The sequence below is a fragment of the Methanosarcina sp. UBA411 genome (assembly GCF_002495725.1).
Classification (GTDB): Archaea; Halobacteriota; Methanosarcinia; order Methanosarcinales; family Methanosarcinaceae; genus Methanosarcina.
Genome location: NZ_DAGK01000028.1, coordinates 65,417 through 79,929, shown reverse-complemented (window position 1 = coordinate 79,929; position 14,513 = coordinate 65,417). Strand labels below are relative to the sequence as shown.

General features: G+C 43.5%; 12 protein-coding genes. 8 read left to right on the top strand and 4 right to left on the bottom strand.

The features are described from left to right. Nucleotides 1-174: 174 nt before the first annotated feature. Entirely contained in the window at nt 175-1,152 is a 978-nt protein-coding gene (gene radA, locus BP861_RS10410; protein ID WP_292375165.1) for a DNA repair and recombination protein RadA, read from the top strand. Between the two features lie 57 nt (nt 1,153-1,209). Continuing rightward, the gene (locus BP861_RS10405) at nt 1,210-1,890 is read left to right on the top strand and encodes a phosphoglycolate phosphatase (protein ID WP_292375162.1); all 681 of its coding nucleotides are present in this window, start codon (nt 1,210-1,212) and stop codon (nt 1,888-1,890) included. A gap of 69 nt (nt 1,891-1,959) precedes the next feature. On the opposite strand, the gene BP861_RS10400 is transcribed toward BP861_RS10405, so the two are convergent. Then, nucleotides 1,960-2,574, bottom strand: coding sequence for a transglutaminase-like domain-containing protein (locus BP861_RS10400; RefSeq protein ID WP_292375159.1), 615 nt, complete (start codon nt 2,572-2,574; stop codon nt 1,960-1,962). Nucleotides 2,575-2,821: 247 nt separating this feature from the next. Here BP861_RS10400 and BP861_RS10395 point away from each other — a divergent pair, with 247 nt between their 5' ends. Next, a complete protein-coding gene (locus BP861_RS10395) occupies nt 2,822-3,376 on the top strand; it encodes a hypothetical protein (protein ID WP_292375156.1) in 555 nt (184 codons plus the stop codon). Nucleotides 3,377-4,343: 967 nt separating this feature from the next. Here the strand turns inward: BP861_RS10395 and BP861_RS10390 are convergent. Together BP861_RS10390 and BP861_RS10385 are read right to left on the bottom strand one after the other, a co-directional pair. Then, nucleotides 4,344-4,598 carry a PRC-barrel domain-containing protein gene (locus tag BP861_RS10390; RefSeq protein ID WP_292375153.1) on the bottom strand — a complete coding sequence of 85 codons (255 nt, stop codon included), beginning with the start codon at nt 4,596-4,598 and terminating at the stop codon, nt 4,344-4,346. Between the two features lie 194 nt (nt 4,599-4,792). Then, nucleotides 4,793-7,120: a CDC48 family AAA ATPase gene (locus BP861_RS10385; protein WP_292375150.1), complete on the bottom strand. Its 2,328-nt coding sequence runs from the start codon at nt 7,118-7,120 to the stop codon at nt 4,793-4,795. Nucleotides 7,121-7,726: 606 nt separating this feature from the next. Here BP861_RS10385 and BP861_RS10380 point away from each other — a divergent pair. Beyond that, entirely contained in the window at nt 7,727-8,518 is a 792-nt protein-coding gene (locus tag BP861_RS10380) for an NAD+ synthase (protein WP_292375477.1), read from the top strand. Nucleotides 8,519-8,614: 96 nt separating this feature from the next. Here the strand turns inward: BP861_RS10380 and BP861_RS10375 are convergent, their stop codons facing one another. Continuing rightward, entirely contained in the window at nt 8,615-9,901 is a 1,287-nt protein-coding gene (locus BP861_RS10375; RefSeq protein WP_292375147.1) for a tRNA(Ile)(2)-agmatinylcytidine synthase, read from the bottom strand. 151 nt (nt 9,902-10,052) lie between these two features. Between BP861_RS10375 and BP861_RS10370 the strand changes: the two genes are divergently transcribed. From BP861_RS10370 to folD, 4 genes are all read left to right on the top strand, one after another. After that, on the top strand, nt 10,053-11,036 hold the full coding sequence (locus tag BP861_RS10370; RefSeq protein ID WP_292375145.1) for a transcriptional regulator: 984 nt from the start codon (nt 10,053-10,055) through the stop codon (nt 11,034-11,036). A gap of 282 nt (nt 11,037-11,318) precedes the next feature. Next, nucleotides 11,319-11,927, top strand: a complete 609-nt coding sequence (gene purN / locus BP861_RS10365) for a phosphoribosylglycinamide formyltransferase (protein ID WP_292375142.1) — start codon at nt 11,319-11,321, stop codon at nt 11,925-11,927. A gap of 401 nt (nt 11,928-12,328) precedes the next feature. Then, entirely contained in the window at nt 12,329-13,567 is a 1,239-nt protein-coding gene (gene glyA / locus BP861_RS10360; RefSeq protein WP_292375475.1) for a bifunctional serine hydroxymethyltransferase/L-allo-threonine aldolase, read from the top strand. 23 nt (nt 13,568-13,590) lie between these two features. Then, nucleotides 13,591-14,454 (top strand): bifunctional methylenetetrahydrofolate dehydrogenase/methenyltetrahydrofolate cyclohydrolase FolD, encoded by an 864-nt coding sequence (folD, locus tag BP861_RS10355; RefSeq protein ID WP_292375139.1) that lies wholly within the window; start codon nt 13,591-13,593, stop codon nt 14,452-14,454. Nucleotides 14,455-14,513 lie beyond the last annotated feature (59 nt).

Here is a 14,513-nt window from a genome sequence, read left to right as displayed (position 1 = left end):
AAAAAGCTCTCTTATTTTTCCTCTATTTGTCAGGTTCCCCAACAATATAACCGTGATTTAGAGGCGCTTTAAAACACTTTCACCCCGCTTACTCTAGTTATTTATACATGCAAAACTATTGTGGAGCAACTGTTATGCACCTTATACAAACATGTGCATCTTAGGAGAATTGTAATGAGCGAAATAGCACTCGAAGAGCTGCCCGGAGTTGGCCCTGCAACAGCAGAAAAACTCAAAGAAGCCGGATTTAATACTGTTGAAGCGGTGGCTGTAGCCTCTCCTTCTGAACTTGCAACTACAGCTGAAATCGGAGAATCTACGGCTGCAAAAATCATCAATGCTGCAAGACAAGCTGCTGATATTGGAGGTTTTGAGACCGGAGACGTCGTGCTTGAAAGGCGGAAAATGGTAGGCAAGCTGACGACCGGTTGTACGGAATTTGATGAAATGATGGGCGGGGGCATAGAAACCCAGGCAATTACCGAACTGTACGGAGAGTTCGGTTCCGGGAAAACCCAGCTGGCCCACCAGCTTGCAGTTAATGTCCAGATGGACAGGGAGCACGGAGGGCTTAACGGTTCGGTTATTATCATAGACACTGAAAATACTTTCAGACCTGAAAGAATTGCCCAGATGGTAAAAGGGCTTTCCGAGAAATACGGCATGGAGCTTGACCCAGAAGAGTTCCTCCAGAATATCCATGTCGCAAGAGCATACAATTCCAATCACCAGATCCTTCTTGTGGATTCTGCAACAGATCTGGCAAACGAGCTCCGGGATATGGGAAAACCCGTTCGCTTGCTGATTGTTGACTCTCTTATGGCTCATTTCAGGGCTGAATATGTAGGAAGGGGAACCCTTGCCGACCGGCAGCAGAAACTTAATAAGCACATGCACGGCCTTCTCCGCTTCGGGGACTTATTTAATGCCTGCGTGGTTGTAACAAATCAGGTCATGGCAAAACCCGATGCCTTTTTCGGTGATCCCACAAGGCCTGTCGGAGGACACGTAGTCGGACACACAGCAACCTTCAGGCTTTACCTGCGGAAATCCAAAGGAGATAAAAGGATTATACGTCTTGTGGATTCTCCTAACCTGCCCGAAGGAGAAGCGGTTATCGCAGTTACTACAGCCGGACTCACAGACCAGTGAAAGTAAGAATCAAGCCGGGTAAGGAAACATTTTATCTATCCTTACCCAATCTTTTTTATGAGATTCAAAGCCATTGTTGCCGATATTGACGGTACAATCACCTGCGAGAAAAGGGAACTTCATCTGGGGGCCATGAAAAAAATCCGTTCTCTTAAAGTCCCGGTCATGCTTGCCACAGGAAATACTCTGTGTTATGCAAGGACAGCCTCAAGGCTTATTGGCCTCGATGGTGCAGTAATTGCAGAAAACGGAGGGGCTATTACTATTCGCTTCGATTTGCAGGGCACTTTTGAGGAAAGCCTTGAGGAATGCGAGAAGGCCTATTCTTTTCTTTCTGAATATTTCAAGCTAACCAAACTTGATCCTTTATACCGAAAAACCGAGATTGCCCTCCGGAGAGATTTTGATCTCGAAAAAGCCAGAACTCTTCTCAAAACCCAGAATCTGGACGTCGAAATGGTTGATACTAAATATGCCATCCATATCAAGAGCACGAAAATCAATAAAGGGGTCGGCCTCATGAAACTTGCAAGCATAATGGGGTTGAAATCCGAAGATTTCGTAGCCATAGGAGATTCAGAAAACGACGTGGAGATGTTTGAAGTCTCAGGTTTTGGGATTGCCGTCGGAAACGGGGACGAAATTATAAAGGAAGCTGCGGATTATGTGACAGAAGCTTCATTTGGGGACGGGACCGTAGAAGCTCTTGAATTTCTCGAATCAAAAGGCTGGATTTAAAAAGCGTCGCTATTTCTACTTCCCCTGAAGCTCTCTGAGGATCCCCTCTGAAGCCCTCTATATCAATTTTTATATTTTAAACAACTCTTTCAGCCCTAGATCCCACTGAATCCATAATTCTTTCATGTTATTACTTTTCTTTAATAATTCAATAACAGTCGGATTGGGCTCTGTGAAGATTCCGGGATGGTCTTCTTCCCCAAGCTCTTTACTAACGGGCTTGGAAAGCTTTTCTTCGTATATGGAAAACTGAGCGTCACGGCCTGGCTTGTTACCTCTTGCATCTAACCGTATCCATTTATCCAGATCTTTTAAATATACTGCATTTAGACCATGCAAGAATTTTATGTTAACATCACGACTTGAGGAAAGTTTTTGATAACAGAATCCAGCTGGCACCCCGAAATATCTCAGCATGGCTGCAAACAGATGGGCTTTGGCACAGCAGATCCCATGGCCAGCTTCCAGAACCTCTGATGCCTTGCAGGTAACCTCCTGTGTACCTATATCCCCTGAATGATGAACATCGTCCCTAACAAACTCGTAAATTTTCTTAATTAAGCTGATTTCATCATTGGTGCCTTCTTTTAATTCAAGGCATTTATCAACGATTAGCTTATGATCATAGTCTATGACGTCGCTTTTTTTGAGGTAATCCTGAATATTATTACTTTCAGTGTGCATCTTACCTACCTATCAATAGCTACTTCAATAATTCTTCGATATAAATTTGAATCTTACAGGGATCTATTCTTTTATTTGTATAAATATATAAATAATCAAAATATCATTTCAAAAGGATTTACCAAACAAAAATAAACAGTATTGAAGGGCACATTGTTTGATAAACGTTCTTTCTGAATTCTCTTTTCAGGATGCATTAGCCGAATCAAGCTAAAGGAGATCCAAAAATTGAGAGTGGGGTAACGATATGTTAGAGGATGAAACTTTAGGGGATAAAAAGGTAGAGGATGAAGTCCAAACTATGCAAAGAAATGTCGAAAAAGATTTATTCTATGAACAATCCAAAATTCTGGATAGATATTATTCACTGATAACCCTGATAATTACAACATTTGGTTTCATTATTACGGCTCTTACTTTTTTTTTAGGCAGATTGACCCCTAACATCAGTGAAGCTCTCCGTTCTTATCATGTCTTTTTTTCTTTTTTGTGTTTATTTATGGCTTTTTTGATCTCAATAATTAATGTGCTGGCAATATTTCATCACAGAAAGCTAGTAAGAAGGGGTAATACGGTAGTATATAGAGAATCTGATGAATTGGTAAATAATAATTTGAGATTATATCTCGATATCTCAAGGCAAAAAAATTACTATGTAATTGCAGTTACTCTTATTGGACTTGCACTCACATCCCTCTTTAACCATTTTTCTCAGCATCGTGTTATAGCCATTGTGCTTACAGCCGGATTTGTTTTGATTGTATTGTTGATAATACGTAATTCTCGCAGGTATCTTTGCTAATTTACGGCAAAGACGGCTTGATGTAACATATTGGAAAATGATAAGCGGATGAATTAAGAAAAAGAGGAGAATTTAAACTGTTGGCGCGAAATTAAATGCCAATCTCCATATACTCTTTTTTTCTCTTTCTTATAACCCCTCCCTGATCAAATTGATCAAATAAGCTCTTTTATCATCTTTCTCTTTTTGTTAAGATCCTGCCGAACGAAAAGAACATCTAAATTTGCGATCAAAAAGCTTACAGATCCGTTTCCGGATAGTAACGGAAATAAAAAAGAACTCACATGAACCCGAACTGTTACATACCGGCAGAGTTGGAGACTATCGGGTATTTTATCAAATTGGGTCGTCCCTGGCCACTAACACAAATCATGTACTCATCAAATTTATGAGTATGTTTCTTCGAAACCCTGTCCGAATAACAGGTTTAGAAAGCCATCTGGCTGCTGTTTGCCCCTTCGTAAAAAAAGCCGTCAATATGCTCAGTATTTTGCTCTTTACTGCTGATATGGTTCCTTTTGTTTTTCATAAATTCCGAAAAATTTTCATGTCTGAGCCTTCCAGATTAAAGTAATTTCCACCCTCAGCTTCCATCTTTTTTAACAAGTGAAGCAAAATGCTTTACCAGATAATCTTCTTCAACCCCAAAAATTACCTTGGGCATCCTTCGTTTTAGTTAAATTAGAAAAGACTATTTGGTTCTCGCCATGAGCGGTTCAAGAGGAAAAATAAAACTTAAAATTGTCCGCTTGAGAGTTAAAAAAGCAATTTTGCCCCTAATCCAGCCCTCTTGAGCGAATGAAGTGAGCGAAAAAGGCCCCGTCCTCCCGAAACGGAACTCGGGGAGCGAAAAGAGTCCCATGCTCCCAAAGCGGAACTCGGGAGCCACAACTCAACTCTTAAAGAGGGGCCGTTCTCCCAAGAAGGGATTCGGGCGAAAAGGAACCGAGAAACCGACTCGGGCTATTTAGTTTAGCTTTGCTTTCATTTTGTCTATTATTATATAGTCTTTAATGGCACTTACGGAATCGAAAGGAATGAGGATAAAGTTATCCGCTCTCCTGTACCTGGAAGTATCTAAATTGACATTCGGGGCGACCACCATGTCAATAATATTTCCCCCTTTAATCTCGACTACAACGTTGCTCAACGTTCCGATCTCTGTTCCGTCGGTAGCCATTACCTGCTTGTTAAAGAGGTTCCTTGCAAATTCCTTCGACATTTTTATCATATCTCCGTTCGCAGTGTATTATCGGTTTGGGTAAAGCTGGCTTTTAACTTTGAATATTTTATTTCATTTGAAACCAGGTTCTTTAAAACTTTTTCCTTTTAAAACTACTCACCTAAAGAGTTACTGGCTTAAATTCTTACCTGTTATTTTTACCAGTAACCCTTGCATGTAATTGCCTGTAATCTTTACCTGTAACCGATATAGCCAGCTGTTTCTGTGAGTCTTTGACCTCCTTTGAACTGTGCCTCGATCTTTTCGTAGAACTGAGCGATATTCTCCGTAATTGTGGGTTTTACCTTCTTCAGAGCTTCCCTGAAGTGTCTCATTTCTACATATTCTGTATCGAAGTTCTCCCTTAGAGCAATCATTACGGCTTCCCTGCACACAGACTCGATATCGGCACCAACGTAACCCTCAGTTACATCGGCAAGGTTTTCAAGGTCCACATCTTCAGCAAGGGGCGTATCCTTTGTATGGATCCTGAAGATTTTGAGCCTGCCTTTCCGGTCAGGAGAGCCTATGTAGACCAACCTGTCAAAACGGCCCGGGCGCAGGATTGCTGGGTCCAGCAGGTTAGGTCGATTGGTTGCGGCAATGACCACCACATCTCTAAGGGACTCAAGCCCATCCATCTCGGTCAGGAGCTGGTTAAGTACTCTCTCTGAAGTGCGGCTGTCCGTGGATTCCATCCCTGGCATAGAAGCAACCGAGTCGATCTCGTCAAAGAAAATCACACAGGGAGCGACCTGACGAGCTTTTCTGAAGGTTTCGCGGATAGCTTTTTCCGATTCTCCAAGCCACTTCGAGAACATCTCAGGCCCTTTGACACTAATGAAGTTCGCATTTGACTCCTTGGAAACGGCCTGGGCTATCAGAGTCTTTCCAGTTCCTGGCGGGCCGTAAAGCAGGATTCCTCTTGGAGCCTTTATGCCCATCCGAGCGAACTTTTCCGGATTTTTAATGGGCCATTCCACAGCCTCAATAATGGACTGCTTTGCTTCCTCGAGCCCTCCAACATCATCCCAGCCAACTGTGGGCATTTCCACATAAATTTCTCTAAGAGCCGAGGGCTCAGCCTCCATCAGGGCGTCTTCAAAGTTTTTCTTGGTTACTACGATTTTTTCCAGCCTTTCAGGCGGAATTGCTTCATTTTCCAGGTCAAGGTCAGGCAGATTTTCCCTAAGGCAGCGCATGGCAGCTTCCTGCACAAGAGCCAGCAGATCAGCACCTACAAAACCCTGCGTCCTTTCAGCTAGATACATCAAGTATTTATCTGTCTTTTCTTTCCTTTCCCTCTCAAGGGCAGCTTCATCAAGTTCGGTTTCGACTTTTCCGCTCTCCTCGTTTTCTCCATTTCTTTCTATAGGCATGCCTCTTGTATGAATCTGCAGGATCTCGTACCTATCCTTAGTATCAGGCACGCCGATATGGATTTCTCTGTCAAAGCGGCCTGGTCTCCGGAGTGCGGGGTCGATTGCATCAACACGGTTTGTGGCTCCTATAACCACAACCTGTCCTCTCTCTACCATCCCATCGAGCAGGGTCAAGAGCTGGGCGACCACACGCCTTTCCACTTCCCCAGTTACGTTTTCCCTTTTTGGAGCAATGGAATCTATTTCGTCAATGAAAATGACCGATGGCGCGTCCTGAGTTGCTTCTTCGAAGATCTTCCTGAGCCTTTCTTCACTTTCTCCATAGAATTTACCTACAATCTCAGGGCCGGCAATATAATGGAAACTTGCTCCGGATTCATTGGCTACGGCTTTTGCAATTAGGGTTTTTCCGGTTCCGGGTGGACCATAGAGAATGACTCCTTTAGGAGGCTCAATATTCAGGTGACCGAAAAGTTCGGGATGCTTCATTGGCAGCTCTATCATTTCCCGGACACGCATAATCTCATCCCCGAGGCCTCCTATGTCTTCATAGGTGGTTACGCCTCGGGTTGCTTTTTCGTATCCCTGTACCGGCTTTTTGCGAAGTTCGATAAGCGTTGCTTCCGTAATAAGGACAATTGTGTTTGAAGGATCAGTCTCAACAGCAACCAGGGGAATTACCTGGCTTGTAGTAAGGGATTCTGTCATTGGCTGAGACATCGAATTTATTATCGGAATGATGTCCCCCCTGAAAACCGGCCTTTTGAGAATGTGCCGCTTTATGATTTCATTTGCGTGTTCCCCAAACTGAAGTTCAGGTCCCCCCTGTGTCATGCTTTCCGGAAGCGCCAGGATAAGCTTTTTTGCTTCAGGGGCTTCAACCTTTTTGATCGTTACCTTTTCTCCTATGGAAACGCCTGCATTTTGCCGGATGAAGTTGTCAATTCTCACGAGCCCCTGGTCCCAGTCCTGCCTGTCCGCCCTCCAAACCTTTGCCGTGGTCTTTTTCTTACCCCTTATTTCCACGATGTCGCCTGGCGAGAGCTGAAGTTTCAGCAAAGTTGTAGGATCAAGTCGGATAATTCCTCTTCCAAGGTCGATAGGATATGCCTTTTCAACCTTCAACTGTATTTCTTCCATAGATCATCCCGAAAATAGTTGTCTTTTTGATTGTAACTTTTATTTAATAATCGCGTAAAATGAAACTGATACCGGAATTTTAATCTTTTTCCGGCTGTACATTATGGAACTACCTGTTTCCTATATTGGATGTCTTTTTATTTCAATGCCTTTGATCTGAGAGTTTTTTTATCCCGGAGGGTTTATAATGGAACATACTATACCTTGAGTTTTCGGTTCAGTCCTCCTATCCGCAAAAACCCCCTTTAGTCTGTACCCTGTCCGGATAATAATTTGTATTTGTCTGTTAGAGGTACATTTGATAATCAGTTATTTATAGTATACCCGGGATATAATGCTCCCTATGTATTCCATTTATTAAATAAGTTTACCCTATCTCTTTTTTTTCTGAGGTTTTATATGCCTGGAACTTCTGTGTATAAAATTGTTTAACACTCAAAGTAGTCATTTAATTTTAAATTAATCATTTAAACTTGAATAGCCGTTTAAATCTGGCTTCTTTAGAGTGTACTACCATCAGGATCTTGAACCATCAGGATCTTGAATTCTCAGGATTTTAATGTCATTTTTAACTATACTCCTGACGAACACCCAGGAATTGACAGCATGAACCTTGAAATTGACAGCATGAACCTTGAAATCGCGCAGAACAAGATTATTGATTTTATCCGGAATGAAACCCGTAAAGCAGGTGTAGACGGAGCTGTTATAGGCATCAGTGGCGGAATAGACTCAGCCCTTGCCGCAACGCTTACCGTAAAAGCTCTGGGAAAAGATAAAGTGCTAGGAATCCACATGCCTGAATTCGGCCTTACCCCTGCTGAAGACAGCAGAGATGCAAAAATCCTTGCAGACTGGCTGGGAATCGAGTTTAAAACTGTTGATATTTCCGGAATTATTTCAGCCTTCATGGCTGTAGTCCCTGATAGTGAATCTGCAGACCGACTATGTAAGGGCAACCTGAAAGCAAGAACCAGAATGTCCCTCCTTTACTTCCATGCAAACCACATGAACCGTATGGTCATGGGAACTGGAAATAAAACCGAGATTCTTCTTGGTTATTTCACGAAATACGGAGATGGAGGCGTTGATCTCGAACCCATAGGCGGACTTTATAAAACCGAGGTCTGGGAGCTCTCTCGCAGGCTGGGAATCCCTGACCCTCTTATCACGAAAAAACCTTCAGCTGGGCTCTGGGCAGGCCAGACCGACGAAGCCGATCTAGGGATTTCCTACGTAAAAGTGGATGAGGTGCTCAAAAGGCTTGAGATGAATGAAACTCCTGAAACCATTATGAATACACTTGAGATCTCCACAGAGCAGTTGAACTCGGTCATGAAACGTATAGAGAGAAGCGAACATAAAAGAAAAACTCCTCCTGTGCCGCCCTCCAATTAAGCTCCCTGAGTTCCCTCGGGAGGACTGTACTTTTTTAAAAGGCCTGATTCATGTGACTCGAACTTCCTGAGCGAGCTTTCTTGCCCGCCTATTTTTTTAGCGGGCAGGATTAATATCTATATCGGATCTGTGTTCCCTGACAAGGGGCTTTGCAAGGTGTCGGCGGGCGCAGGGTGGGACTTCGTATAATCCTGCTGTAAGGTCCCTTTTTACTTCACACATGATTTTTGAGGTGGCCTGAGTCCCGCATTTTTTGCAGCGGAAGCCTTGGGACTGACCTGACGATTTCATGTGTTTTCCGCAGGTCAGACATATTGGGTTTTCTTCTCTATAAAGAGAGGCGAGATTTTTTATCTCTATTTTTTCGATGTTGAGTGTTCCAGAACTGACACTTCCGGACATTGCAACCCTGTCTCCTGGCCTTAGCTTCCTTATAAGTAACCGGAAGTTTTTTGTGGGTTCAAAGGCTGCGCAGTCAATTTCGTTTTCTTTCTCATCCCGGATAGTAAAAATAACGTGTCCGCCGTGAATTGTTTTCGGAACTGACGAAACCGTGCCTTTGAGCCTGTAAGAGTGCATGTCCTGAATTTCAGTGAGCTTTTCTACGGAAAGCAGGTGCATATCAGTACCCTGGTTTGTTCTGTATACGGCAAAACGCTCGACGGGTTCAGCCCTGATAAGGGAGGCAGCCTCAGTAACTATGGCCGGATTTTCTCCTCTGATTCCGAAAAGCACTGGATCGCCAGAATGAGGTACACAGACAACAAGTCTGTTTTTAAGATCCACAGTGTCCCAGGTTTCAGGATAGGTCTTCCTGTCGGCTTCAAAGAAACTTTCCTTTTCAATTTCTCGGGGGGTTCCCCATTTTTCATTTTGCCTATATGCCAAGTACTCGAAAGTGTGGTCCCATTCCTCGAGGTTCAGCATAGCTCCGCAGGCTGCAAGGGCGCCTATCAGCCCTCTTCCGTTTTTGAAACCTTTTGAAGGAATTCCGGATTCTGAGACCAGGCTTTTTGCCTCCTCAATTTCGATAACATCCCTTACAGCTTTCTTCAGAAATCTCCTGAGGATAGGCTTGAGCCTATCGTAATCTTTTTCCAGGACAAAAACTGTTCCCGGATTAGTTTTTTCGCATTCCATGCGTGCAAGTTCTTCTATTCTGGACACAACATGGGCAATTACCTTTTCCGGGCAGTCAGTATTGAGTTTCAGTGCTACTGCAGCGTTTCCTCTCGTTTTGTAAGGGATAGTCGGGTTCAGGCGTATAAGAAGCGGAAGAGTTTCCACAGTTCCGTAGGCCTGAAGTTCGTCCAGCAGCAGAGCTCCCAGATACGTTGTGCACATTCCTTCGTTTGAGTCAGTATCATCAATTCCGATAATCATTTTTTTCTGTTCCAGTTTTTGCCTTTTTGTTTCCCATATACGTTTCGGATAATTACTGTTTTCGTTACTCTCCGACGTTTTTTCCCACTGTGGGTATTGTCAAAAGTAAAGAAAAATATATATAGATGTTCAAACAGAGATTGATACTGGAATGACAAAAGAAGTTCTCATACATCAAATTATTGATGTATTAGCACATGCAGGTTTTGCACTCTCTGATCGCTGCAATATTCGCCCGAGGAGCTTTGATGTTGCCGCGCGGAAGGATGAAACACTATTACTTTGCAAGGTTTTATTTAATATTGACGGCCTGAATGAAGAAACTGCCAGGGAGATGAAGTACCTGGCCGAATACCTTGGAGGTTCTGCTATTGTAGTGGGGGCAAAGACTAGAGACCAGATGCTAGAAGATAGCGTTGTGTATATGCGCTACGACATCCTCGCCCTGAATGTGCAGACTCTCTATGACTACTTTATTGAGAATGTTCCTCCTCTGGTTTCAGCAGCTCCGGGCGGTCTATATGTCTCCATAGAAGGAGATATCCTTAAAAAAGCCAGGATGGATCAGTCAATGTCTCTTGGGACTCTTGCTGCCATGGTGGGGGTTTCAAGGAGAACTATCAGCAAGTACGAAGAAGAAGGCATGGATGCATCGATAGACGTCGTGCTCCAGCTGGAGGATATCTTTGGGGTTGAACTTGCAAGGCCTATAAATATCCTGAAATCCTGTGGGAGCAGGAAGCCCAGGAAAAAGGCAGAATCCAGAACTGAAGCTCAAGAAAAGCCCTGCACTCTTTTGCCGGAAGATTTGATCCTGAATACCATTTCTATGCTTGGCTATGATGTCCTTCCTACCGCCCAGGCTCCTTTCAAGGCCATTTCACGGGATAAATCTTCAGTTATCCTTACAGGAGTCAGCGAATTCAATACGACCGTGGTCAAAAGGGCTCATCTAATGAGCAGTATTTCCTGCGTCACGGAGACACAATCCGTATTTATTATCAACGGACGCTCAAAAATAAAATCCGTAGAAAACACAGTTCTTATAGAGAAAAAAGAACTTGACAGGATCTCTGATTCCCAGGAGCTTCTTAATTTCATAGAGGAACGTAGAGAAACCCATGATGAGAATTAAAAGCTGAGTTTCCGCCGCCCGAGTTAAACAAACCTTTTGAAAAACAAGCCTTTTGAAAAAAGGCTTGAGCGAAAACCCCGAGCAACGGCATGATAAACCGGCGCAACGATTGTTCCAAGACCTTTTTCAAAAAAGGCTTCCCGAAAAGGTTCAGCATTTGAATTTGATAACCTTATCCCCGAACCCTATCGGCGTGATAAACCGGCGCAACGGTTTTGATCCAACCGGCGCAACGGTTGTTCCAAAACCCTAATATAGCACTGTTTCAATCTAAAAGCTTTGATGACTGTAAAGATTGCAGTGCTGGTTTCTGGAAGGGGTTCGAATCTCCAGGCGATTATGGACAGCATTGAAAAGGGTTACATAAAGAATGCGGCAATTAATGTGGTTATTTCCAATAAGGCAGACGCGTATGCGCTCGAACGTGCAAGGAATCATGGAATAAATGCGGTATTTCTTGATCCGAGTGAGTATGGCCGGGATGAATATGATCGGGCAATCCTGAACGTTCTGAGCCAATATGATACTGATCTTCTTTTGCTTGCAGGCTACTTCCGGATTTTAGGAAATGAAATAATTAAGGTCTACAGGAATAGAATTATGAACATTCATCCTTCTCTTCTTCCTGCCTTCAAAGGACTTCACGCACAGAAGCAGGCTTTCGAATACGGGGTAAAAGTTGCAGGCTGCACAGTGCATTTTGTTGATGAAGGGTTAGACTCAGGGCCAATAATCCTCCAGAAATGTGTGCCTGTGCTTAGTGGGGATACGGAAGAAACCCTTACTGCCAGAATTCTGGAGCAGGAACACATTATCTACCCTGAAGCAGTCAGGCTTTTTACCGAGGGTAAACTTAAAATTGAGGATAGAAATGTAGTAACCGGGATTTGAGCAAATGCTTAGATCACATAAAACCGGAATAGATTTTACCAATTAATAACTTCATTAATCCCTGATAGTTATAAATATTCCAACCTTATAGGTATTCCACGAAATCTATAAGCCATAAGGGCTTTTTAGATTTCCAAATTTCCTATCTTCAAGAGATTCAGGAGCTTTTTGCCGGAAGTTTTGAAACTTCAGAATAAAAATCCCCAATCAGGAAGGTTAAAGCCTGTTTAATTACACTCACGCTTATCCGGCGGTTCTATCGCTGAACGCCAACCTCTTGAGTAACTTTCCAGTCTGTCAGCTAGCTCCTGGATATATTCGCATGTTATCATTAATCAACCCAAGCCATAAAAATTTTTGATTTTGAACAATTTTAAATGAACAGGTTACAGGTGACAGTAATGTCTTATATTGAAAAAATTGATCCGGAATTGGCCGAGGCTATCAAGAAAGAAGCCGAGCGCCAGGAATATAAATTAAATCTTATCGCATCTGAAAATTATGCGAGCAAAGCCGTTATGGAAGCTCAGGGATCGATTCTGACCAATAAATATGCCGAAGGATATTCAGGCAAGCGATACTATGGTGGCTGCGATTTCGTAGATGTTGCTGAGGATCTTGCGATTGTCAGGGCAAAGAAAATCTTTAACGCAAATTATGTAAATGTCCAGCCTCACTCGGGTTCTGGAGCGAATATGGCTGTCTATTTCTCGGTTTTGCATCCCGGAGATACCATCATGTCCATGGATCTCTCGCACGGCGGGCATCTTTCTCACGGCAGCCCTGTGAGTTTTTCCGGAAAGCTCTTTAATATTGTGCCTTACGGGGTAAGTAAAAAGACTGAGACGCTGGATTATTCCGAACTTATGGGAAAAGCAAAGGAATGCAAGCCGCAAATGATTGTTTGCGGGGCTTCAGCTTATCCTCGTGAAATCGATTTCAAGCAGTTCCGAGAAATTGCTGACGAGGTCGGAGCCTATTTGCTTGCGGATATTGCTCACATTGCAGGGCTTGTAGTTGCAGGTGTGCACCCTAGTCCTGTGCCTTACGCGGATTTCGTTACCAGCACAACCCACAAAACCCTCCGGGGCCCAAGGGGCGGAATGATTATTTCCAAAACAGAAGAACTTGCGACAGGAATTAACAAAGCGGTTTTCCCCGGCCTTCAGGGCGGACCTCTCATGCACATCATAGCTGGAAAGGCAGTCGCTTTTAAAGAGGCCATGAGTGAGAAGTTCAAACAGGATCAGATTCAGACTGTAAGGAATGCAAAAACTCTCTGTAAATGCCTGAAAGAAAAGGGCTTTGATATCGTCTCTGGCGGCACGGACAATCATCTTATGCTTGTCAACCTCAATAATATGAACATAACAGGCAAGGATGCAGAAGCTGCTATGAGCAAAGCCGGGATTATTGCAAATAAAAATACCGTGCCCTTCGAGACCCGCAGTCCCTTTATCACAAGCGGTGTAAGGCTCGGAACCCCTGCCTGTACCACGAGAGGTATGAAGGAAACGGAAATGGAATTAATTGCCGACTATATAGAGATTGCAATTACGAACTCAGAAAACGATAGGCTCCTGTCGGAAACAAGTGGCAAGGTCAGGGAACTTTGTTCAAGATTCCCAGTTTATTGTTAATCAAAGAAGTGGATGTTTTATCAATGTCATATGAAGGGTACGAATCACGAATTATAGATGGGAAAGTTCTTGCAAAGCAGATTGAAGATGAAGTAGAGGCTGGAGTTGAGGCTCTGGAAAGTGGCCGGGGAGTTACACCGGGACTTGCTACCATCCTTGTTGGCGACGACCCTGCTTCCAAAATGTACGTCCGTCTTAAACACAAAGCCTGCGAACGTGTAGGCATTCGGGCAGAAGACCACTTTCTTCCGACAGAAACCACTCAGGAGGAACTTCTCTCCCTGATCGATACCCTTAACAAAGATAAGAATGTGCATGGAATTCTGCTTCAGCTCCCGCTCCCGAATCATCTTTTCCCTCAGGAAGCAATGGAAGCCATAGCCCCTGAGAAAGATGCGGATGGCTTTCACCCCTACAATATGGGAAAGCTAATGATAGGGGATGAAGGACTTGTTCCCTGTACTCCACATGGGATTATCCGGGCGCTTGAAGAGTATGATGTGCCTATTAAGGGCAAAAATGTGGTTATTGTCGGGCACAGCAACGTTGTTGGAAAACCAATGGCAGCAATGTTCCTTAACCGCAATGCAACCGTTTCGATCTGTCACGTGTTCACAGATGACCTTAAGAGATACACTCTTGAGGCAGACATCCTGGTGGTAGCGACTGGAGTCAAACACCTTATCAAAGCCGATATGGTAAAGGAAGGTGCAGTAATTTTTGACGTAGGCATTACCCAGGAAAAAGATGGCGTATTCGGAGACGTAGACTTCGAAAATGTAATCAAGAAGGCATCCCTAATCACCCCTGTTCCTGGCGGTGTAGGACCTCTGACAGTTGCCATGCTTATAAAGCATGTAATTAGATGCGCAGAAACAAATTTTTAAACTTCGTTACTGAGGTCTTTTAACAGGCCTTTTAATTTTTATTTTTGAATTTTATTTTT